General features: G+C 67.4%; 19 protein-coding genes. 12 read left to right on the top strand and 7 right to left on the bottom strand.

Annotated elements, in window-relative coordinates; translation table 11 throughout:
* Positions 1 to 54: 54 nt before the first annotated feature.
* The 3 genes from AC2IPW_RS08440 (at position 55) to AC2IPW_RS08430 (ending at position 3839) form a co-directional block, all read left to right on the top strand.
* Entirely contained in the window at positions 55 to 966 is a 912-nt protein-coding gene (locus tag AC2IPW_RS08440) for an SDR family oxidoreductase (protein WP_486376671.1), read from the top strand.
* Between the two features lie 194 nt (positions 967 to 1160).
* Positions 1161 to 1991 carry a replication protein gene (locus AC2IPW_RS08435; protein WP_486376670.1) on the top strand — a complete coding sequence of 277 codons (831 nt, stop codon included), beginning with the start codon at positions 1161 to 1163 and terminating at the stop codon, positions 1989 to 1991.
* Between the two features lie 129 nt (positions 1992 to 2120).
* Positions 2121 to 3839 (top strand): plasmid pRiA4b ORF-3 family protein, encoded by a 1719-nt coding sequence (locus tag AC2IPW_RS08430; protein ID WP_486376669.1) that lies wholly within the window; start codon positions 2121 to 2123, stop codon positions 3837 to 3839.
* Positions 3840 to 4242: 403 nt separating this feature from the next.
* On the opposite strand, the gene AC2IPW_RS08425 is transcribed toward AC2IPW_RS08430, so the two are convergent.
* From AC2IPW_RS08425 to AC2IPW_RS08415, 3 genes are all read right to left on the bottom strand, one after another.
* Positions 4243 to 4854 carry a CBS domain-containing protein gene (locus AC2IPW_RS08425; protein ID WP_486376668.1) on the bottom strand — a complete coding sequence of 204 codons (612 nt, stop codon included), beginning with the start codon at positions 4852 to 4854 and terminating at the stop codon, positions 4243 to 4245.
* 136 nt (positions 4855 to 4990) lie between these two features.
* Positions 4991 to 5290 (bottom strand): helix-turn-helix transcriptional regulator, encoded by a 300-nt coding sequence (locus AC2IPW_RS08420; protein WP_003936254.1) that lies wholly within the window; start codon positions 5288 to 5290, stop codon positions 4991 to 4993.
* Between the two features lie 239 nt (positions 5291 to 5529).
* The gene (locus tag AC2IPW_RS08415; RefSeq protein ID WP_486376667.1) at positions 5530 to 6405 is read right to left on the bottom strand and encodes a universal stress protein; all 876 of its coding nucleotides are present in this window, start codon (positions 6403 to 6405) and stop codon (positions 5530 to 5532) included.
* Positions 6406 to 7564: 1159 nt separating this feature from the next.
* Here AC2IPW_RS08415 and AC2IPW_RS08410 point away from each other — a divergent pair.
* The 3 genes from AC2IPW_RS08410 (at position 7565) to AC2IPW_RS08400 (ending at position 11134) form a co-directional block, all read left to right on the top strand.
* On the top strand, positions 7565 to 8959 hold the full coding sequence (locus AC2IPW_RS08410; RefSeq protein WP_486376666.1) for an SLC13 family permease: 1395 nt from the start codon (positions 7565 to 7567) through the stop codon (positions 8957 to 8959).
* Between the two features lie 208 nt (positions 8960 to 9167).
* On the top strand, positions 9168 to 10280 hold the full coding sequence (locus AC2IPW_RS08405) for a PrpF domain-containing protein (protein ID WP_289379802.1): 1113 nt from the start codon (positions 9168 to 9170) through the stop codon (positions 10278 to 10280).
* An 8-nt stretch (positions 10281 to 10288) separates the two neighbouring features.
* Positions 10289 to 11134, top strand: a complete 846-nt coding sequence (locus tag AC2IPW_RS08400; RefSeq protein ID WP_486376665.1) for an HpcH/HpaI aldolase/citrate lyase family protein — start codon at positions 10289 to 10291, stop codon at positions 11132 to 11134.
* Positions 11135 to 11163: 29 nt separating this feature from the next.
* Here the strand turns inward: AC2IPW_RS08400 and AC2IPW_RS08395 are convergent, their stop codons facing one another.
* Positions 11164 to 12084 (bottom strand): LysR family transcriptional regulator, encoded by a 921-nt coding sequence (locus AC2IPW_RS08395; protein ID WP_040781998.1) that lies wholly within the window; start codon positions 12082 to 12084, stop codon positions 11164 to 11166.
* A gap of 220 nt (positions 12085 to 12304) precedes the next feature.
* On the opposite strand from AC2IPW_RS08395, the gene AC2IPW_RS08390 reads away from it, so the two are divergent.
* From AC2IPW_RS08390 to AC2IPW_RS08365, 6 genes are all read left to right on the top strand, one after another.
* Positions 12305 to 13570 carry a CaiB/BaiF CoA transferase family protein gene (locus AC2IPW_RS08390; RefSeq protein ID WP_486376664.1) on the top strand — a complete coding sequence of 422 codons (1266 nt, stop codon included), beginning with the start codon at positions 12305 to 12307 and terminating at the stop codon, positions 13568 to 13570.
* Positions 13570 to 14361, top strand: a complete 792-nt coding sequence (locus tag AC2IPW_RS08385) for an HpcH/HpaI aldolase/citrate lyase family protein (RefSeq protein ID WP_003936247.1) — start codon at positions 13570 to 13572, stop codon at positions 14359 to 14361. The genes AC2IPW_RS08390 and AC2IPW_RS08385 overlap by 1 nt, the downstream gene beginning before the upstream one ends.
* A gap of 193 nt (positions 14362 to 14554) precedes the next feature.
* Positions 14555 to 14887, top strand: coding sequence for a hypothetical protein (locus tag AC2IPW_RS08380; RefSeq protein ID WP_486376663.1), 333 nt, complete (start codon positions 14555 to 14557; stop codon positions 14885 to 14887).
* The gene (locus tag AC2IPW_RS08375; protein WP_054372714.1) at positions 14884 to 15513 is read left to right on the top strand and encodes a DUF3558 domain-containing protein; all 630 of its coding nucleotides are present in this window, start codon (positions 14884 to 14886) and stop codon (positions 15511 to 15513) included. The genes AC2IPW_RS08380 and AC2IPW_RS08375 overlap by 4 nt, the downstream gene beginning before the upstream one ends.
* Positions 15514 to 15611: 98 nt before the next feature.
* The gene (locus AC2IPW_RS08370; protein ID WP_486376662.1) at positions 15612 to 15812 is read left to right on the top strand and encodes a hypothetical protein; all 201 of its coding nucleotides are present in this window, start codon (positions 15612 to 15614) and stop codon (positions 15810 to 15812) included.
* 383 nt (positions 15813 to 16195) lie between these two features.
* Positions 16196 to 17686, top strand: a complete 1491-nt coding sequence (locus AC2IPW_RS08365) for a stealth family protein (RefSeq protein ID WP_486376661.1) — start codon at positions 16196 to 16198, stop codon at positions 17684 to 17686.
* Positions 17687 to 17761: 75 nt separating this feature from the next.
* Here the strand turns inward: AC2IPW_RS08365 and AC2IPW_RS08360 are convergent, their stop codons facing one another.
* The 3 genes from AC2IPW_RS08360 to AC2IPW_RS08350 all read right to left on the bottom strand — a co-directional run bounded on the left by AC2IPW_RS08360 (position 17762) and on the right by AC2IPW_RS08350 (position 20600).
* Positions 17762 to 18703, bottom strand: coding sequence for a DUF1254 domain-containing protein (locus AC2IPW_RS08360; RefSeq protein WP_486376660.1), 942 nt, complete (start codon positions 18701 to 18703; stop codon positions 17762 to 17764).
* A gap of 52 nt (positions 18704 to 18755) precedes the next feature.
* Entirely contained in the window at positions 18756 to 19676 is a 921-nt protein-coding gene (locus AC2IPW_RS08355) for a phosphodiesterase (protein WP_416063172.1), read from the bottom strand.
* Positions 19677 to 19808: 132 nt separating this feature from the next.
* Positions 19809 to 20600 carry a hypothetical protein gene (locus AC2IPW_RS08350; RefSeq protein WP_486376659.1) on the bottom strand — a complete coding sequence of 264 codons (792 nt, stop codon included), beginning with the start codon at positions 20598 to 20600 and terminating at the stop codon, positions 19809 to 19811.
* Between the last annotated feature and the right edge of the window lie 164 nt (positions 20601 to 20764).

Below are 20764 nucleotides of genomic sequence, written 5' to 3'. Positions count from 1 at the left end.
TTTGTCGGCTTGTATCCGCATCTGAAGATTGGCGCGGCAGTATGGTGCTGAAACATGTCGATTTCCCTCGAAGGCAAGATCGCCCTGGTCGCCGGCGCCACCCGGGGCGCAGGCCGCGGGACCGCAATCGCTCTCGGTGAGGCTGGCGCGACGGTCTACTGCACCGGGCGCACCACCCGGGAGCGCCGCTCGGAGTACGACCGGCCGGAGACCATCGAGGAGACCGCAGAGCTGGTGACGGCCGCAGGCGGGGTCGGCATCCCCGTCGCCGTCGACCACCTCGATCCCGAGCAGGTGCGACGGCTCGTGCAGCGCATCGACGACGAGCACGGCCACCTCGACGTCCTCGTCAACGACATCTGGGGCGGCGAGAAACTGATCGAGTGGGAGACTCCGCTGTGGGAGCACGACCTCGCCGGCGGGCTGCGGATGTTGCATCTCTCGGTCGACACCCACCTGATCACCAGCCACTTCGCGCTGCCGCTGCTGATCCGAAACCCGGGCGGGCTCGTCGTCGAGATGACCGACGGCACAGCCGAGTACAACGCGACGAACTTTCGGCTTTCGGTGTTCTACGACCTGGTCAAGTCCTCGATGCTTCGTCTTGCGTTCTCGCAGGCGAAGGAGCTGGCGCCGCACGGGTGCACGGCCGTCGCTCTGACGCCCGGCTGGATGCGGTCGGAGATGATGCTCGAGCACTTCGGGGTCACGGAGGGGAACTGGCGCGATGCCGCCGTGCCACATTTCGTCGCGATCTCCGAGTCGCCGCGGTTCGTCGGGCGGGCCGTTGCGGCGCTGGCTGCGGATCCGGACGTGCATCGCCGCAACGGCGGCTCCTTTTCATCGGGCGGGTTGGCGCGCGAGTACGGCTTCACCGACGTCGACGGGTCTCAGCCCGACTGCTGGCGGTACATGGTGGAGGTTCAAGATCGGGGTCTGCCCGCGGATGCGACCGGATATCGGTGAGCGCGACACGCCGGGACTACGACTGCCCCTCGCCCACAACGTATTCCATGCCAGGATGCAGATTTGATTGACGCGCCCGCACCACGGTGCCACCATGTGTCATCCCCCGCGCCCGCGAGGGTCACAATTGAAGAAGGCCCGTCAGGAGCGGCAACTCCCGACGGGCCGGATGTCCGACTATCAAGGAGTCGAACATGGGTCAGAATACCCTCGTCGGAGGCGTGCGCCGCGCGCCGCGCCCGACGAGCAACTACACCGTCGTCCGCAACGAGACGATCGGCAACAAGGACCTCTCCTTCCGCGCCCGGGCGGTCTTGATCTGGCTGCTCTCCAAGCCGGCCGACTGGCGCATCCGCTCCGACGCGATCGCCGCGGAATCACCGTCCGAAGGCCGCGACGCCATCCGGTCCGCGATGCGGGAACTGGCTGCGCACGGCCACCTCGTCACCGAGCGTCGCCAGAACGAGCATGGCCAATGGATCACCGTCCAGACCGTCTACGAAGTACCGGTCCGGCCCGAGCCGGGGCCTGGAAATCCGAACCACGGCGAGCCGGACACCGGAGAGCCCGGCGCTGAACAAAGTACTGAGGACCAAGAGACTGAAACAAACCCCTCACCGGCCGCCGAGCCGACGGCCCCACCCGCGCGGCAACGAGGGGTGAGCAGCATTCCGGAGAAGAAGCAGATCACCGCGCTCGCGACCGCATGCCGCGCCGCCGGCCTGACCGCGACGTTCGACTATCTGCCCGCCGCGGCGCGCTCCCAGATTGCCGCGCTGATCGACTCCCACGGAATCCCACCCCTGGTCGCGGCGGCACGAGCGGCGCACCGCCCGGGCAATCCGACGCGCTTCGCGCACGCGTGGATCCCGCTGTGGCAGTCGTTGCCCCTGCCCCGCGCTCCCCTGCCGCCCCGATGCGGCCGGTGCGACGAGTACGGCTGGCTGCCCGACGACCCGCACGGCCGCGCCGTGCGGTGCCCGTGCCGTCGCGTCGACGCACCCGACCACCCGCTCGCCGCGTGAGCATCCGTCGGCGGCGAGCGGTAGCATCTGCGGAAATTGTTCCGTGACGACCGAGGTCGGAGGCCCATGTCCCGCAAGCGCTCAGGGTCGAGTCGCGGATCCTCGTCTCAGCCGCCACCCGACAACGTCGTGTCGTTGGCCGAGCGTCGCCGCCCGGCGGGCACACCGAGCGAGCAGTACCGCGCAGTGGCGCCGGCGTTCGCCGGGTGGCTGGTGGAGAACGCCGTCTGCCCGCCGAATCGGCTGGAGCCGCTCGTGGTGAGCGTCGCGAATTCGATCGACGCACTGTCCCATGCGGATCCGGGGTTCTCGGCCACACACTGGCGCAGCCGCGACGTGGACCACCTGCTCGAACGTGTGCTGACCAGCGACCTCGTCGAGGACGACGACGAGACGCGGGCGCACATCGCCGGGGATGTCACCGCCTTCCTGCGGTTCCTCGAGGCAACGAACCGGTGGACCGGCACCGACGACGACCTCGGATACGGCCTGTCCACGCTCACGTCGTACATCGAGTCGAAGCTCGCGTCCTTCCCACCGGTCGACGAGCCGTCGATCGAGCCCGGGACCGAGCGTGCCGCGTTGACGGCCCTGCCGGTCGTGGCGCGGCTCGACGCCCTGCTCGGCTGGATCGGTGAGCGCCGGCCCGTGACCGCGACCGGAGCGCTGAAGCGCGCCCTGGTCATGGAGGCCTTCGACGCTGTCGGCGGCAAGCGCGAGGATCTGGCACCGCGCAAGGTCCAGTCGATGTGGGATCTTCCCGTGCTGGAACAGACCTGGGTCGTTGCGGCCATGGTGGACTTGATCTCGATCGGCAAGACCGTCGTCAAGCCCGGTCCTGCCTCACCAGTGTGGCGGGATCCGGACCGGAATCCGGACGAGTACCTCACCCTTTGCCGGGACGCGGTGACGCATTCCCTCATCGTGGCCCTGGGCAGGCGCGGTGAGGGACGACTCGAGGCGTTCCATTCTGCCCTCGACGCGGCGACCGCCGCCGTCCTGTCCGCCGGTCTCGGTGAGCACCCGCTGCCGTCCGCCCCCGAGGAACGCCTGCACGCGCTGTCCGTGCTGTTCCCCGGCATGCCGGTCGAACCGAGCTTTCTCGGCAGCATGCTCGTCGACCGCCTCGACGACCTCGTCGCCGACGGCCTCCTCGACGACGCGGACGGCTACCGCGTGCCGACACCGCTCCGTCCTGCCGTGCGGGCCGCCGTGCGCATCCTTCTCGGCGACGCGACACCCGTCGCCATCCACCCACCCGCGCGGTGCACCCTGCGAATCTCGTTGCGCGACAGCGAGCCTGCGGTGTGGCGACGGGTGGTGGTCGGCAACTCCCTGAGTCTGCTGCATCTGCACTTCGTCATCCAGAGCTGCTTCGCCTGGGAGGACTACCACCTGCACCAGTTCACGAAGGGCGAGCCGTTCACCCGTGGTCGCGTGTACGTGCCCGACGATCAGGTCGAAGATGAGCTCGCGAACGGTCAGGACGAGGTCGTCGACGAGGGCACGGTGACCATCGGGACGGTGCTGCCGAAGGTGGGCGCCACCCTGACCTACCTGTACGACTACGGCGACGGGTGGACGCACGACATCGTCGTCGAGTCCGTCTCCGACTTCGACGCCGAGGCGCCGCGCGCTGCCTGCGTCAACGGGCACGGCCTAGCACCGGCCGAGGACTCCGGCGGCACGTGGGGCTGGTCGGACATGCTGTCGGCAGCCGACGACCCGAACCACGACCGGCACGACGAGGCGCGGCAGTGGCTGGGTTTGCGCGCGGGTGAGCGTATCGACTCGGAGTGGTTCGACGCGGACGAGGTCAACGAGCAGTTGCGCTCCCTGTTCGGATAACTGCAGGGCGCGGCTGTCGCGACTGTGGAACCTGACCAACGGAATTGCATCCGGGTTCGCATCCGATCCGTGCGAATCTGCCCCCAGTGATGGCGTCGAGTTGCGCGGAGGGCTGATCTCTTTGCGCCGGATACCGGCAGAGATTGCAGTGCATCCCGCAATCTCGCCTTGGCGTTCGATGCGATACTCGGAGCGACGAGGCAGGGTCGTCGAGCCCGCCGTTGTCCGCCGATCCGGCGCTGGGCGGAACTCACCCGCCCGGCCCCGCCCCGGCCGTCACGACCGAGATCCGTCACCCTCGAGGCCGGTGCGATTCACCGACGGATTCCCCGAGCAGGTCGAGGGACCAGTACGCTGCGACACCGACGATCAACGCGGCGCCAAGCGGGAAACCCCTTGCGATTCAGGCATCGTCGAAACTCCAGCTCGCCGCCTCGCAGGGATCGTCGTCGGTCTGTCGGGGTGCAGCGGTGGTGGCGCTGCGGGTGCCCGGCACGGTGCGGGCCAGGGCGATCGCGATGCGGCGTTCGGATTCGTCGGCGAACAAGCCCTGGATGGTGACGCGGCCGCCCGCCACCTCGGCACGCCAGCGTCGGGTGCCGGTGTAGTCGTCGAGGCGGCGCTGGACGCTGACGCCGATGGCCTCGTCGGGCTTGAGCAACAGCCGCAGCAGGTCCCCGCGAGAGACGATGCCCACCACGTGCCCGTCGTCCTCGACGACCGGGATGCTGCGCAGTCCCCGACTCAGCAGCAACCGACTGGCGTCGGCCAGGTCCTGGTACGCCGCGACCGCCACAACGGGGGCAGTCATCACCTCGGCCACCGTCCGTGTGTCCTCGGACATCGTGCCGCGCAGCACATCACCGCTCGTGAGGATCCCGACGAGGCGGTCCCGGTCGTCGAGGACCGGCAGGGCGGCGTACCCCTGCTCGGCCAACGGGACGGCAGCCTCGGTCACGGGCACTCCCTGGTGGACGGTGGCGACCGGCCGGTGCATCACATCGCGTACTCGCATGGGTCACCTCGTTCCCGGGTGCAGGACCCGGATCGACGAAACTATATAGGAAAAGTAAAGCACGAAATACAAATCATGTATAGAGTCTGGTCCGCGGATTGCGGCGCAGACCTGCCCGGGAAGTCCGGAGGCGCGGTCAGCGCAGCGCCGCCAGAAGGTCTCCGACGGTGTGGTGGGACTCGAGCGGATGACGGAGTCGGCCTTCCGGATTCACGGTATAGGTGTTGCGGCGGCCGACGCGGGTCTTGGTTACATAGCCCTCCTCGACCAGATCGGCGAGGATCATCTGCACCGCCCGTTCGGTGATGTCGACCCGGCGGGCGAGTTCGCGCACCGTCGACTCCGTGCCCTCGGTCAGGCACAGCAGCACGTGCGTGTGATTGGTCAGAAAGGTCCAGTGCCGACGCGAGGGGCCGTCGGATGCGCTCGAAGTCATGCCTTCACCATAGGTCCGATGCAATTCACGTATTGACGTTCGGGACGGAAGGCTCGGGGTAGTGACGGCGACGCTACCGTCGCGTCGAGGTTGGGAACCTGTCGACGCGGCGCGATCGCCGATTCTGCAGCGTGGCGGCCGTCCGCCAGTCGCGTGGCTCCCGACGATGGTCGGTCGCCGAAGGATTCTTCGGTGGATTCGGCGTGAAGACCACGTGCGCCGGGTCCATCGCGGTTCAATCAGGATTCCGGCGGAGCGCCCCATTCGCTCGGCACCACCAGGACAGGTCGATGGGAGTGGTGCAAGGTGCCCATCGCCACGCTGCCGAGCAGTATCTCCCTTGCCGCAGATCGTCCCCGCGACCCGACAACCACGACAGCCGCATTGTGCTGGCGCGCAGAACCGATCAGTGCGTCGTAGACGGTGCGAGCGTGGAAACCCCGGCCGCGGTCGACCTTCAACTGCAGGACTTCTCGGCCGGCGGACGCCGAGACAGCCGGGGGCACGGTGTCGCCACCTTCGTCGACGGAAACGAGCAACACGTCCCGCTCCGGGAAGAGGCGGCCGGCCGCCTCGAACGCCGTCTCGGCACCTGCAGAGCCGTCCCAGCCCACGACTACCGGCCCCGCGGCCAGGGCGGCGTGCTCGGCGGCCAGCATCGGATACGGGACGACGAGGACGGGCCGAGAGGCATAGTGCACCACCATGTCGGACACGCTGCCCAGCACCGCCTGGGTGCCGCCCAGTCCACGAGACCCGAGGAGCACCAGGTCGGTCTGCAGCTCGTCGGCAACCTGCGCGATGCGCAAGCCCTCGTTGCCGAATGTTCGTCTCAACAGCGGTTCGGCTTCCCATCCGGCGGTGCGGGCCAGCGTCACGCCCACAGCCACGAGGCGGTGAGCCTCCTGCTTGCCCTCGTGCTCCACCATCTCGACCAGTTCGTCGACGTCACGAGCGCGGGCACGCAGGCGTCGGCGTACCTTGGCGCTGGCAAACGGCGGGCCCCACAGGTACGTGACCCATCCGCGTGCGTTCGGAAACAGCGACGCGCCAGCTTCGATCGCGGCGTTGGCGGCCGGTGAGCCGTCGTATCCCACGATTGCACTTATCTGCACAGTGCACCTCTTTCAACGTGTTGCGGCTTTGCCGAACTTCGCTGGACGTCGGGTGGTCCAGCCTCGCCGCGTGGCGCATCCAGCGGGGCCGGCCAGCAACTCGGGTCGGCTCATCGCATCGAGGTCGGTGGTCGTGACGGCGACGACGAGCGCGGGCACAGCCGGCACCGCGCCCGTCGTCAGGGCGTCAAGTTCTTTGTGTGGCGTCTCCGAAGTGACATCACGAGGTGGCCGGTCGATCGGCCGGCCACAGTCGCCGATGCGGGGCACTGTCTGCACCAGTTTCCAACCGTGCAAGCGGCGTATCGCGCTCTCGACCCGCACCGCCATCTCCGCTCCGATGGTGCCTACCACCTGCTAACAAGAACCGTATATCACGAACTCTATTTCCGCAATACGAGTTCATGTCAGGCGTCAGTGCAGATTGCTTGCGTGGCACGTCGGCAAAGACCCACGGGCATCAGGGTTCAGACTCGGTAGGGGTCGGTCGAGCTGCGGTTCGGCGACACACATCCCTCGGGTCGGGCTACGCACTCCTGCTGGGCCCGGTCTCTTCGATCACCACGCACGTCGGTTCGGGCAGTCGGTCGCCAGCACTGCGTCGAGTTCATCAGCCCGGGTCTCGGCCACGGCTCGTGAGCCAGCTGTCAACCCGCCGTCGACAGAACACCGCGGAGCCACCCGTGAAGGTGTCCGATGATTGCACTGAAAGCGCCTCTACATACGTGGGCCATCGTGACGTCGAGAATATCGATTCTTCTACCACGGGAAGCGATTTCGTCGTTCACACGCCGTCACGGCCAGCGCAGGCTCCACGGATCCGGCCTCAGCGATGTCGAGAAGCAGGAACAGGGTCACCACATCGAACGGGTTGCGCCTCACCCTTCCGGGTGAGCCTTCAGTTCAGCTAAAGCCCACCGTAGCGATTCGACATTGTCATGAATACGGGCCGCTTCTAATGTGATGTAGGTAATGGTCAAGCGAAGGATGTGACATGCAAATAGTCACTCTTCCGGCACCCTGCGGGAACGCCTCGAGCGACGTGGACTGCGACAGCAAGACACGTTCCGCCTCGCTTGACCCGCCCGTATCCACGCCCGTTCGCAACTGCCGATCGGGCGCCGTTCGATCCGCCTCGCGGTGAACCGAAAGAACGCTCATGACTTCCATCGAGATACTGCCACTGATCGCATTGGTGGCAATGTTCGTCATCGCCACCTTCTTCCCCATCAACATCGGCATACTGGGGTTCATCGGCGCGTTCGTCGTGGGGGCGTTCCTCCTCGGCTACGACGACAAGGAGATCCTCGCCGAGTTCCCCAGTTCGATCGTGCTGACGATCATCGGCGTCACCTACTTCTTCGGCATGGCGAAGAAGAACGGGACCATCGATCTCCTCGTCCACACCTGCATACGCAGCGTCCGCGGTCGAGTGACGATCGTTCCCTGGGTGTTCTTCTTCTGCGCCTCGGTACTCACGGCCTTGGGCACGTTCAGCCCGGCGGCGGTCGCCTTGATCACGCCGGCGGCGATGTCGTTCGCAGCTCGTACCCGGATGAGCCCGCTGGTGATGGGCATCATGACCATCAACGGCGCACATGCCGGAGCATTCTCGCCGATCTCGGTCTCGGGCGTCCTCGTCCGAGACATCGTCGAATCGAGTGGGTTGACGATCGCCCCGTGGACCCTGTTCTTCGCCAGCTACGGCATCAACCTGCTGCTCTCGGTCCTGACCGTGATCGGCTATGCCGTTCTCGCCCGGATGCGGAACCTCGAATTCACCGCTACCGGCTCGAGTGACGACTTCGACTTCGACGGCGGTGAGAGCCCTCGCCGCACTCCCGTCGCAGGACCTGGCGCAGCCCCGTTCGGCAGCTCGTCCGGGGGAACCGGCACCCAGGTCCTCGTCCGGACCCCACGCACCGAGATCGTCACCGAACCTGCCCGACAGCCAGTCACCGCCGTCCAGAAGCTCACCCTCGTCCTGATCGCCGCGGTGCTGGTGCTGGTGCTGGTGCTGCACATGCCGATCAGCTTCGTCGCCATCGCCGCCGGTGCGATCCTCGCCTTCACCGACCTGTCCAAGCAGAGTGAGGCCATCGCCGGTATCAGCTGGTCCACGGTGCTGCTCGTGGCGGGCATGGTCACCTATGTCTCCCTCATGGAGGAGATCGGCACGCTCGACCATCTCGCGGAGATGGCGATCACCATCGGGGCCCCACTGCTGGTCGCCGTCGTGCTCTGCTACGTCATCGGCGTCACCTCGGCGTTCGCCTCGTCGACCGCACTGCTCACCGCTGTCATCCCGCTCGCGCTTCCGCTGCTGCAGACCGGAGCCCTCCCGGTCGTCGGCGTCGTGGCGGCCCTCGCCATCTCGGCCACCGTGGTCGACGTATCTCCCTTCTCGACCAACGGCGCGCTCGTCCTCGCCAACGCCCAGAACATCGAACGCCCCCGGTTCTACCGCCAGCTGCTGCTGAACGCGGGCATCGTGGTTGCGATCGCGCCGATGCTGTGCTGGCTGCTGCTGGTGGCCGTCCCGGCCCTGGCCTGACGCGTCGACGCCACCCCCCGAGGGTTTAGCTCGAGTTAACCCTCATCGAGAAATCCGCCATTGTTCTCCACCCTGATCTCGGTCAGGGTGGGTGGTGGGACACCGCTGGCACCTACGCTCCCTATCCGATCGGAGCCTCCAGCGGTGCCTCACACACTCTTCCAACCCGAAAGGTGGGCCGACCGTGTTCACACTCCGTGGAACCTGGATGCGGGGAGGCACCAGCAAGTGCTGGCTGTTCAACGCCGTGGACGTCGATCCCCTCATCCCCCAGGCAGGTGGGCTGGATGCCATCTTGACCTCCGCGTTCGGCTCCGGCGATCCGCGCCAGCTCGATGGTGTCGGGGGCGGCAGCTCGACCACGTCGAAGGCGGCAATCGTGCGCCGCTCCAGCGAGTCCGGCATCGACGTCGACTACTTGTTCGCCCAGGTCGCGATCGGTGACCGGCGGGTCGAATGGGGCAGCAACTGCGGAAACTGCGCCACCGCGATCGGGCTGTATGCGCTGCAATCCGGCTTCGTTCCGGTCGACTCCGCGGTGACGACCGTGCGAATGCGCAACCAGAACACCGGCGCAATCCTCACTGCCGAGATCGCGACCCCGGGCGGAATGATCCCCACCGAGGGTGACGCGGCCGTGCCAGGCACCAGCGCGCTGGGCGTCCCGGTTGGCCTCACCTTCGCCGGTCTCGCTGCCGATACAGCCACCCTGCTGCCCACCGGCTCAGCCGCCGAACAGATTTCGATCGAGAACCACACGTACCGCGCCACGATGGTCGCCGCTGGCGCTCCGGCGGCGTTGTTCGACGCCGCCGACCTCGGACTGACCGGCGCAGAAGACAATCGGACCATCGCCGAACACCTGCCGCTGCTTCTCCGGCTGCGACGGGAATCATCGTTGCGGATGGGACTGAGCAAACCGGGAGACCCGGTCACACACGCGATCCCCAAGGTTGGCGTCGTCGGCCCCCCGGTGGACTACCGCACCAGCACGGGCGTCGACATCGACGAAGACGACTACGACATCTCCGTCCGGATGCTGTCGATGCTTGCCCCGCACCCCGCAATCGGACTGACGTCCGCCGTCGCCGTCGCCGCGGCGTCCACCGTGACCGGTGGCGTCGTCACCCACAACACACGGGTCCGGTGGCCCGGATCGCTACGGATAGGGACGCCCGCCGGGGTCCTCGACGTCGACCTCACCACCTCGCCCGACGGTATCCTCGAAGCGGTCACCTTGCACCGGGCGGCCCGACGCATCGCAGTGGCGGAACTCTTCGTCACCGGCCCGGCGCCCGCACTGGTCGGGTTGGCACGGTGAAGGTCCGAATGCCCGAGAACGCCACGATCGCACCCCGGACAATCGACGCGCGGATCGCCCGCTCCTGGTTGCTGGTCAACGGCAGCCGGATCGACTTGTTCGACCAGGCCGAACGTTCATGCGCCGATCAGATCGTCCTCGACATCGAGGACGCGGTCGATCCGCAACGGAAGTCCTCGGCACGCGAGGACGTTGCCGTCTGGCTCGAACACTCCTCGGCCTGGGTCCGGATCAACGACCGGTCCTCGAAGTACTGGAGCGACGACGTCGATCGACTCGCCGGCCTTCCCGGACTGGCGGGCGTAATACTCGCGAAAACCGAAACGGCAGAACATATCACCGAAACGTTCGACCGACTCGGCGGAGGCACCCCAGTCCTTGCCCTGGTCGAATCCGCCCTCGGCATCGAGCAGGCCGGTGCTATCGCCCGCGCCCGCGGCGTGTTCCGGCTCGCCTTCGGCAGCGGTGACTATCGCCGGGACACCGGCACGAGCGCCGACGACCTCGCCATGGCGTACCCTCGCTCCCGACTGGTGGTCGCCAGCCGGGTCGGCCGGCTGCCCGGACCGATCGACGGCCCCACCGTCAGCAACCGCCACACCGTGTTGCGCGAACAGTCCGCAGTGACCGTCTCCCTCGGCCTTACCGGAAAACTGTGCCTGGACACCGATCAGCTGCAGGTGATCAACGAGGCCATCAGCCCTACACCGTCGGATGTCACCTGGGCGCGGCAGTTCCTGGCCGATTTCGAGGCCCGCGGCCGCATCATCCGCGACGGCAGCGACCTACCCCGCCTCGGGCGGGCCGAGCAGATCACCCGCCTCGCCGACGCGTTCGGCATCTGCCGGAACTGACAGGCGTCCTTCCGGGGAGGGTCGGGCCCCTATCCGGCCTCGAATCCCTCCTGCAGTAGGCGGGCGGCGGCAGTGCACACCACGATTCCTTCCTGCGCGGCCGGGCTCAGCCGCCGCTCGGTCAGATGCGCGACCAGGATGCGCCGCTGCGGCGGGCGGGTCGCGAGGGGAATCGACCGGACGTCGGGCCGGAGGTTGAGCACGGCCAGGCGCGGCGCGATGGCCACACCGAGCTCGACGGCCACCATCGCCTGTACCTCACCGTAGTCGTGCGCGAACACACTTGTCCGAGGCATGAAACCACCTTGATTACAGAGCTTTTCGAGTGTCTGGGCAACCGGGTGATCATCGGCGCGTACCACCCACGACTCGTCGCGCAGTTCGGTGATCCGGATCGAGTCGCGGTCGGCCAGACGGTGCCGTTCCGACACCAGCAACACGGTCGGATCGTTCATCAGGTGGTGGTAGGTCAACGTGGGGTCATCGACTCGGTTCCATTCGTAGTCCCACAGCAACGACAATTCGGTCTCCCGCCGGCGCAGGGCGTCGACCAGTTGCGCGAACCGGCCGCTGACCACCTTCAGATCGACGCCCGGGTGCCGCGTCTTGAACTCCTTGACCACCAGCGGCAGCAGTGACGACCCGGCCGTGGGAAAGGTGCCGATCGCCAGCACACCGGCCCGTAGCCCCTTGATCTCCGCGAGTTCGGCCTCGGCAGCCTCCAGCTCGACCAGGATACGTTCGGTGTGCCGGAGGACCGACCGCCCAGCCTCGGTCAGCACGATGCCTCGCGCGTGCCGTTCCAGAAGCGGCTGCCCCGCCTCCTTCTCCAGCTTCGCGATCTGTTGGGACACAGCCGAAGTGGTATACCCGAGCGCGGACGCCGCCGCGGTGATCGATCCGTGCGCGGCGACCGTGCGCAGTGTGAACATCCTGGCCGTATCCAGCACGCGCCACCCCTGACTTTAGACAAAGTTAACTGCTGTCGATATGCCCGTGATTGTAGTTGAACCGGGGGGATGGCAATCTCGAGGTGGCGGCCCCGGCGCCACGGACTCTTCGGTCGCGCCATGACCCTGCCGGCATCACCCGTCGGTCCGCGCTCGTGCACCCCGGCCGCTGTCGAGCGCCGCACCTGTATCGACCTTCCCCACCATCCGAGGACAGCTTATGACTGCACACCCGAGCGACAGTTACTCGACCCACGACCACCCCGGCACGAGCACAGCCGACAGCCCTCCTCCGACACGTGGCCCGTTGCACGGCCTCCGCGTCCTCGACATCAGTACCGTCTACGCCGCACCGATCACCGCCATGCTCCTCGGTGATTTCGGCGCGGACGTAATCAAGATCGAGCACCCTTCGGGCGATCCCGCCCGCTCACACGGAGCCCGGAAGGACGGCCACGGACTGTGGTGGAAGGTCATCGCCCGTAACAAGAAGTGCATCACTCTCGATCTCAGCACCGACGAAGGCCAGCAGATACTCCGCGACCTCGTGATCGATGCCGACGTGCTGGTGGAGAACTTTCGCCCCGGCGTACTCGAGAAGTGGGGGTTGGGTCCGGACCGACTCCATGCCGTCAATCCGGGACTGGTCCTGCTCCGCGTCACCGGGTTCGGCCAATCCGGACCCTACGCCGAGCGCCGCGCATTCGGCACCCTGGCCGAGGCGATGAGTGGCTTTGCCCACCAAACCGGGACGGAGGACGGCCCACCGACGCTGCCGCCCTTCGGACTCGCCGACGGCGTTGCCGGACTTGCCGGCGCATTCGGCGTGGTGACCGCGCTCCTCCACCGCAACGGCTCGGCCGGCCGCGGACAGGTCATCGACATGTCACTACTCGAACCACTTCTGGGAATTCTCGGCCCCGGGCCCACCGCCTACGACCAACTCGGCACCATCGCCGGCCGCAACGGCAACCGCTCCCCCAATAACGCCCCACGCAACACCTACCTCACCAAGGACGGTCGGTGGGTTGCCGTCTCCGCGAGCGCCACCTCTGTCGCCGCGCGGGTCATGCGCCTGGTGGGCCGACCTGACATCGTCGAGCAATCCTGGTTCGACTCTGCCGGCGAACGCAGCCGCAACGGCGAACTGCTCGACGACGCGGTTGCGAAGTGGATCGCAGACAGACCCCTGCACGAGGTCACGGCCGAGTTCGAACGGGCCGGCGCCGCGCTCGCACCCATCTACGACGTCGCGCAACTCATGAGTGATCCGCAGGTCCTCGCCCGTGACTGCATCACGACCGTCGACGACGAAGACCTCGGCCCGATCAAGATGCAGAACGTCATGCTTCGCATGCTCGGGACTCCGGGTGCGATCAAGTTCCCCGGCCGCCGTCTCGGGCAGGACAACCAGGAGTTCTACCGGGACACCCTCGGCATCGACCAGGAACGAATGACCGAACTCACCGAGAAGGGCGTCCTTTGATGAACCGCAGCTACCTCTTCGCGCCTGGCCACAACCTGAATCTGCTCGGAAAGGTGTTCCACGCCGGCGCCGACGCCGTCATCCTCGATCTCGAGGACGCGGTGCCGCCCTCCGAGAAGCGGACCGCCAGGGCAAACGTCGCATCCGTCGTCACCACCAGGACCGCATGGGTGCGAATCAACGCCCCCGGAAGCGGACTCGCCGCCGCTGATCTGCATGCCGTCGCTGCATCGGCACACGGCATCCGCATCCCCAAGGTCGAAACACTCGACGACGTTCACTGGGTCGCAGCCCGGGCCCCGGGAAAGCCCCTGATCTGCGCCATCGAAACCGCGAAAGGGGTCGCCAATGCCTTCGATATCGCCGATCACCCCGCGGTAACGCATCTCGCACTCGGTGGTATCGACCTGCAGAAAGACCTCGGCACGGGAGACGGGGACATACCGATGCAGTACGTGCGATCCCACCTCGTCGTCGCCGCGCGCGCCGCCGGCATCGCCCCACCGATCGACAGCGTCTACCCCCACCTCAATGACAATGACGGACTCATCCGGCAGGCCGCCCACAGTCGCAGCCTCGGCCTGTTCGGCAAGTCCGCAATTCACCCCGCTCAGCTGACGGCCATCCATGCCACCTTCACTTCGGGACAGGACGACATCGACTGGGCCCGCGAAGTGGTCGACGCATTCGAGAAGGCCGGCGGAGCCGCGGTCCGGCTACCCGGAGGTGAATTCGTGGATCTCCCCGTCGCAGAGCGGGCACAAAAGATCTTGGACGCCGCGCGAACGTGATGCCGTCATGCTCCGCACCGTCTACACCATGTAGTGCACGAACGTGTGCCGCCTGCCATGATCGTCCCGACCGAATCGCACGCGAGTTCGGTCGGGGCGCAGGCGTCTCAACCCCCATTCTCGAAAGAGAATCCCGCGTGACCTGCAAACGAATGCGTTACAGTTCCCGGGCCAACTGATACCGGGGGGATTCATGGCCGAGGGACTTCGTTTGGATCCGGGGACGATCGAGGAGATCGTCACCATCTGCGACACCATGCTCGAGACGCTCCGCGAAGCGGCACGGCACGCAAGCGACTTGGCCGACGCACCGAGCTTCGGGGGCTTCAAGTCGGCCGAAGACCTCCGCACCGGCTTCGTACGCAAAGCCCGCGGGACACCCGAATCGCTTTTCGAACGCCTCCAACAATTCGCAGCGGTACTCGAGAATATGCGAGAGACGTTCGCGTCCGGCGACGAGGGATTCTTGGCTACGGAACACGACTGGAGCGCCGTCCTCAACGCGTCGGGTCAGGGTGGGCGGTGACCGCATTCCGCAGCGCCGCCGCGGCAGGTGCACTTCTGGCCCTCGCTTCGCTGACCGGCTGCGCCGACCCTACCGCCACCACGGACACCGCGAGCGAGACACCAAGCACACCTACCACCACGACTCGCATGCCGCGACTGGTGGACGAGTCCGACCGCCCGTTGGTCGCCTTCGACCCGTGCCTCGACATTCCCGACGATGTACTCATTTCCGCCGGCTACGACCCGAAATCCGAAAACAGCGCGGACTTCGCGGCGACCCACTACACGATGCTCGGCTGCTCCTACGACGGCGCGGTGAAGCGTCCCGGGGTGGCGGACTACGGGCTGACCGTGAGGTCGGCCAACTTCGACTTGGCGACAGAACTGCAAAAGATCGCAGACAACGGCGACAACGTTGTCCCCACCGAGATTGCCGGCCGGCGCGCACTACTCAAGACCAACACGTCCTATCCCGAGAGCTGCCATATGAGCGTCGAAACATCCTATGGAGTGATGCTTTTCGGCCAGGTGGTGTTCGGTTCCGAAGTCGAGTACCTGCCCGAATCGCAGTGGTGCATCGGCATCCAGGACACCGCCGAGCGCATCGTCGCCGTCCTCGACGACTTCGAGTCGCGCACCCGCTGACCCAGCATCCTGTCTGGATTCAAGCTCGGAAGCCGAGTTCGAATCCGCACAGGTTGGACGGGACCACGCCCGCGACGCTGACGGCGCCATTTGTCAGCATGATCGAACCCGATCCCGGAGGGAGCGTCGTCTCCACCGCCGACCTGCACCGCCTGACGCGCCGGCGAGAGGAGCACCCGGCGTGGGCGCTGCCGCGGTCGGACAACGCGGCCGCGGTGCTGGCGCTGCTCGAGCAGAAGCGGATTCCGTGGCCGTATGTCGTCGAACGGCTTACACGGATGTCCGAGGCACAACCCTGACCAACGCTCGACCGAACGGCGGCCAGACGGCGACCGAATGTCACAGTCATGCGATCCAATCGATCCGCTGTGACATTGGGTCCGCGGGTCGTCACGCAACGATCACGTCCGCAGCATCGAATCGACACAAAGCCGACAAAGCGCCGCCTCCCCGGCTACAGGTTCTCCCCCGGAGTCTTCAGTTGCACCTTCAGTCGCATCGGCCACTAGAATCAAACTTCTCGTTCCCGGGTTCTCGCCCGGGAAATCCCTTCACAGGAAAGGAGCATCCGACGCACACGCCGGCCCCCCACACCGTTCATCTCGTCTCCCTGCCCCACAGCGTCGGAGATGCTCCCCCGCTCGCGTCCGAGCGGCCCCAGCTGCACGGTCACCCCCACATCGTGTGGTTCCGGGACCGCTACGCGATCCCCATCTCGACGACCACGCCGCACCAGGCGATGCTCGAGGATCTGCAGTTCGTGCGCCGGGTCCTCGACGACGCCGGCATCGACTTTCTGCTGGTCCGCGGCGACGGCGCGCGCCCGGTGCTGGCGGTGAACTGGGCCGACCGCAAACAGCTACGCGCCGCCCTGGTTGCGGCCTGCGCGGAGGAACCGTTCTACTCCAAGACCGTCGGCGCGAAGCGGCACCGTCCCGTGCTCGTCGCGGACGGCCGGCTCTCGCACAGTTCCAAGGCCCGGATCTTCCGGCTGTTCCGGCCGCGCGTCGAGCTCACCAGCGGGCTGCGGTACGGGGCGTCGAACGGGGTGCAGATCGAGCTGTGGTCGCACGCCGACGACGAGATCGTCCTGCCCACAGAGAACGCGCTGACCCGCCGCAGTGTGCTGCGCGAGGAGGTCACGCGCGGCATCGTGGAGCGCTACGGGCAGACGTGGCCGGCCATCGAGGGGATGTTCGCGACGCACCCGTCGGACATCCCGTTCGAGATCGACCTGGTGTTCTCGTGGGTCGACGGCTCGTGCAAGAAGTGGCAGGCCGAGCGCGCCAAGCGCATGGCGAACTACGTGGTCGGCGAGGGCGACGACTCCCCCGCCCGCTACCGGCAGATCAACGAACTCAAGTACGCGCTGCGCTCCGTACATATGTATGCACCGTGGATCCGGCGGATCTTCGTCGCGACCGACTCGGACCGGCCGGACTGGCTGGCCGACGACGGGCAGGTCACGTTCGTGCGCAGCGAGGAGTTCTTCGCCGACCCCTCGGTGCTGCCCACGCACAATTCGCAGGCCGTCGAGTGCCAACTGCACCACATCCCGGGTCTGTCCGAGCACTTCCTGTACTCGAACGACGACATGTTCTTCGGCCGCTCGGTGGACCCGCAGATGTTCTTCTCCGCCGGTGGGGTCACGAAGTTCATCGAGGCGGACACCCGCATCGGGTTGGGCCGGAACCACAAGGGGCGCAGTGGTTTCGAGAACTCGGCCCGCGTCAATCGCCGGCTGCTCGAGGAGCGGTTCGGGGTGACGATCACCCGGCACCTCGAACACACGCCGGTCCCGCTGCGCAAGAGCGTCATGGCGGAGATGGAGCGGGAGTTCGCGGACGAGTTCGCCGCGACGGCGGCGAGCACGTTCCGGGCCGCCGAGAACATCTCGGTGACCAACTCCTTCTACCACTACTACGCGCTGATGACCGGTCGCGCGGTGCAGCAGACCACGGCCCGCATGCGGTACGTCGACACGACGATGAAGGCGGGGCTGCGCGAGCTGGACACGCTGCTGGCCGGGCGGAAGATGGACTTCTTCTGCCTCAACGACGGCAGCGTGCCCGAGGTAGACCTCGAGCTGCGCACAGCCAAGGTCACCCAATTCCTGGAGCGGTACTACCCGATCCCGGCACCGTGGGAGACGGACTACCCGGGACGGTCCTGACCCGCACGGCGTAGCACCCGACCGGGCCGTCCCGCTTCTCGCAGGGCGGCCCGGCCGGGTGGAACGCGAATCCGCTCACCGCCCGTTCGAGAGGGTGGGAAATGTCCAGCGTCCGTCGAGGACTTCCGGGCGCGGGCGGTACAGGCGGACGAGGTAGTTCCAGCCCTCGGTGATGGGCAGGCAGTTGGCCCGGGACGCATCGCCGAACCGGACGGTGATCGAGCCGTCCGCGTCGGGCACACCCGTGATGTTGTTGACGCTGTATGCATTCTGTTCGTTCGGTTCGAAGAAGCCCTGCGCGTTGTAGACGGAGACGGACCAGAATCCGTCGACGGGCACATCGCGGACGGTCAGCTCGTACTCGCCGACCGGCAGTCCCGGATCGACGCCGATGTAGGCGGCCTCCGTGGTCGGCAGGCCACCCCAGCCGGCGGCGGTGCCGATCAGGTGCCGGACCGGGTCGACTTCACCCCGGGCACCGAACATCCGGTCGAAGCCGGTCAGCCCTCGTGCCAGCGCCAGGAGCGCGTCCCGCGTCGCGTCGAGGCTCGCCCGGTCGTAGTCGGGCGCCGTGAACGGCGTCGACGAGCCGGCGTCGAGACGGAATCGGTCCTGGAGCGCGGCCACGGCCTGCACGTCGTCCGGGTCGGAGGGATCGACGAGGATCCGCACCGCGATCCCGACGTACGGGGTCGGGAACTCGTCGGCGGCGAGCCGGTGCTCTCCCGGTTCGTGGAGGATCCGGTCGACGTGGTGGTCCTGGTCGACGACCATCGCCGACACGTACCGTCGACCGCTCTCGGGGATGGTGAGCGTCGCGCCCTGGGAGACGTCGACGACCGCAAAGCTGTAGAGGGTGTCGCGGTTCATCCGGATCACCGTCTGGTGCTCGACGGCGGCGGGCTCCCGGTTGTGACTCAGCATGTTGACGCCCCCGGCGTCCCGCTGGAGATCGAGGAACATCCGGTCGGTCTCTGCTCGAACGAAGTTGTCGACATTCACCGGGATCGATGTCATGCGCGGAGCCTAGACGACGCACACCCCGCGCGCTGTCCGATTCGTCCGTCTCCTAGACGCGGACGGTGACGTCGGGGTTCTCCGGAATGCGGATCCCGGCCTCGGCGAGCCGCTGCGCGGTGTCCTCCGCGGTGTGTGGCCGGCCGGCGGTGGCGTAGCTGCCGGTCGGGACCACCGAGTGCACGATGGTGTCCGGGTAGACGTGCACGAGGTTGAAGCCCTGGGCGCCGTCGTGACCGCGCTGGCACCCGGCCGGAACGTTGAGGTCCTGGGTGTAGCAGGTCGACGAGGCCACCGACACGGGGATGCCCGCGAAGGTCGCCGTCGTGGTGTAGTGCAGGTGCCCGGCGAGGATGGTGCGCACGTCGGTGTCGCGCAGCACCTCGGCGAGGCCGGCCTGGTCGCGCAGTTCGACGAGCACGGCCTGGTCGAACACGCTGGGCACCGGCGGGTGGTGCATGGCGAGGATGGTCCCGAAGGGCGCCGACGTCTCGAGTTCTCGTGCCAGCCACCTCAGCTGTTCCGGCGAGACCTCGCCGTGGTGGAAGCCGGGCACCGAGGTGTCGAGGGTGATGATGCGCAGGCCGTTGATGCGGTAGACGCGGTCGACGGGCCCTGTGGACGGCGCCTGGTCGAGCAACAGCTCCCGGAAGGCGGCGCGGTCGTCGTGGTTGCCCATGGCCCACACGATCTGCGCGCCGAGCGCCTCCGCGACGGGCTCGACGAGGCCGCGCAGCTTCGAATAGGCGTCGGGCTGGCCGCGGTCGGCGAGATCGCCGGTGAACACGAGCGCGTCGGGCTGCACCCCGGAGGCGCGGATGTCGGCGAGGATCTGCTGCACCCGGGCGTCGGCGTCGACCGTGCCGTAGAGCAGCTCGTCGCCGCCGACGAGATGGGTGTCGGTGATGTGCAGCAGGGTGTGCGACGGCCTCGGGTATTCGGCTATTCGCTCGGCCCCACGAGGGCTGCCCATGATGTCTCGCTTCCGTTCGTCGACGTGCTCAGGGGCACACGTCGAGTATGACGATAGTCGAACGGGTCGAGGTTGCCCTCGGACACCCCGGAGTCGACGCGTCGGCGAACGGGACGCGAACGTCGGGTGCCGTCAGCCGAGGTGCAGCCCCAGCGGCGTCGATTCGGGCTGGTCGAGGCGCCAGAAGGTGTCGCCGTCGCAGGTCTCGGTGTCGCCGCTGAGGTAGCTGGCGATGGCGATCGCGGCGGTCGTCGGGTCGGGAAACCGTCGGCCTTCCATCGGGCCGGCGGTGATCTCGAGGGCGCGGGTGACGGGGTCGAACCGTCCCTTGACGCGGTAGCCGTCCCGGTCGGCGACGACCGGCAGCCGCAGATCCTCGACGACCTCGGGCTCGGCCACCTCGCGCGCCTTACCGGCGTTCGTCTTACGGGCGCGGTTGCGGGCACGCCGCTCCTGCTCGGCCTCCGCCGCGTCGTCGTCGGTGTAGCGGGTGGTGTCCTTGGCGGGTGTCAGGCCGAGCAGGTCCCAGCGGTCCTTGCCGTGGGCGACGCTGCTGAGGGGGACGGCATGGCTGCCGGTGAGCGTCCGGCCGGGGCCGTCGGCCATCCACAGGTCGACCTCGGCGGCGATGCCCGCCGCGACCTCGTCGGAGGGCAGCACGAAGTACTCGGCCGGGTCGCTGCCCAGGTCGACGAACACCCAGAACTGCGAGCCGGTGTCGTCGGTGTCGGGCAGGGCGTCCTGCCGTCGGGCCTGCCAGTCCCCGTCGATCTTGGTGCGGACGCGCACGATGCAGCTGTCCCCGTCGACGCCCCACACCTGGACCGGGTTGCGCGGCAGGTGCTCGAGCCGCTCGGCGCGGCCCCCGCGCTGGATGACCTCGGAGATGAAGGCTTGGATCCCTCGACCGGCAGTGTCGTGCACTCGACTGCGTCCATTTCTGTGCTTGCGCCCCGCGCGCGTCGGTGAGCTGTGTTGCGACGGGTCCACGCGGCACGACTCGAGTTTCTGCACCCACAGTACGTGTACCGGTTCGGCGGCCTCGGAACGCGTCGGCCTCCGGTGGGTCGGGCCGGGTGCCGCGGCGA

This window comes from Rhodococcus sp. NS-SX18, from assembly GCF_057367935.1.
The sequence above is the reverse complement of the archived record's forward strand: the minus strand, read 5'-3'. Positions and strand labels throughout refer to the sequence as shown.

Excerpts from the sequence above, each read along its gene's own strand:
- AC2IPW_RS08440 (WP_486376671.1), top strand. The coding sequence starts at position 55 with ATGTCGATTTCCCTCGAAGGCAAGATCGCCCTGGTCGCCGGCGCCACC.
- AC2IPW_RS08435 (WP_486376670.1), top strand. The coding sequence starts at position 1,161 with ATGGGTCAGAATACCCTCGTCGGAGGCGTGCGCCGCGCGCCGCGCCCG.
- AC2IPW_RS08425 (WP_486376668.1), bottom strand. The coding sequence starts at position 4,854 with ATGCGAGTACGCGATGTGATGCACCGGCCGGTCGCCACCGTCCACCAG.
- AC2IPW_RS08420 (WP_003936254.1), bottom strand. The coding sequence starts at position 5,290 with ATGACTTCGAGCGCATCCGACGGCCCCTCGCGTCGGCACTGGACCTTT.
- AC2IPW_RS08410 (WP_486376666.1), top strand. The coding sequence starts at position 7,565 with ATGACTTCCATCGAGATACTGCCACTGATCGCATTGGTGGCAATGTTC.
- AC2IPW_RS08405 (WP_289379802.1), top strand. The coding sequence starts at position 9,168 with ATGCGGGGAGGCACCAGCAAGTGCTGGCTGTTCAACGCCGTGGACGTC.
- AC2IPW_RS08400 (WP_486376665.1), top strand. The coding sequence starts at position 10,289 with ATGCCCGAGAACGCCACGATCGCACCCCGGACAATCGACGCGCGGATC.
- AC2IPW_RS08390 (WP_486376664.1), top strand. The coding sequence starts at position 12,305 with ATGACTGCACACCCGAGCGACAGTTACTCGACCCACGACCACCCCGGC.
- AC2IPW_RS08385 (WP_003936247.1), top strand. The coding sequence starts at position 13,570 with ATGAACCGCAGCTACCTCTTCGCGCCTGGCCACAACCTGAATCTGCTC.
- AC2IPW_RS08380 (WP_486376663.1), top strand. The coding sequence starts at position 14,555 with ATGGCCGAGGGACTTCGTTTGGATCCGGGGACGATCGAGGAGATCGTC.
- AC2IPW_RS08370 (WP_486376662.1), top strand. The coding sequence starts at position 15,612 with ATGATCGAACCCGATCCCGGAGGGAGCGTCGTCTCCACCGCCGACCTG.
- AC2IPW_RS08360 (WP_486376660.1), bottom strand. The coding sequence starts at position 18,703 with ATGACATCGATCCCGGTGAATGTCGACAACTTCGTTCGAGCAGAGACC.
- AC2IPW_RS08355 (WP_416063172.1), bottom strand. The coding sequence starts at position 19,676 with ATGGGCAGCCCTCGTGGGGCCGAGCGAATAGCCGAATACCCGAGGCCG.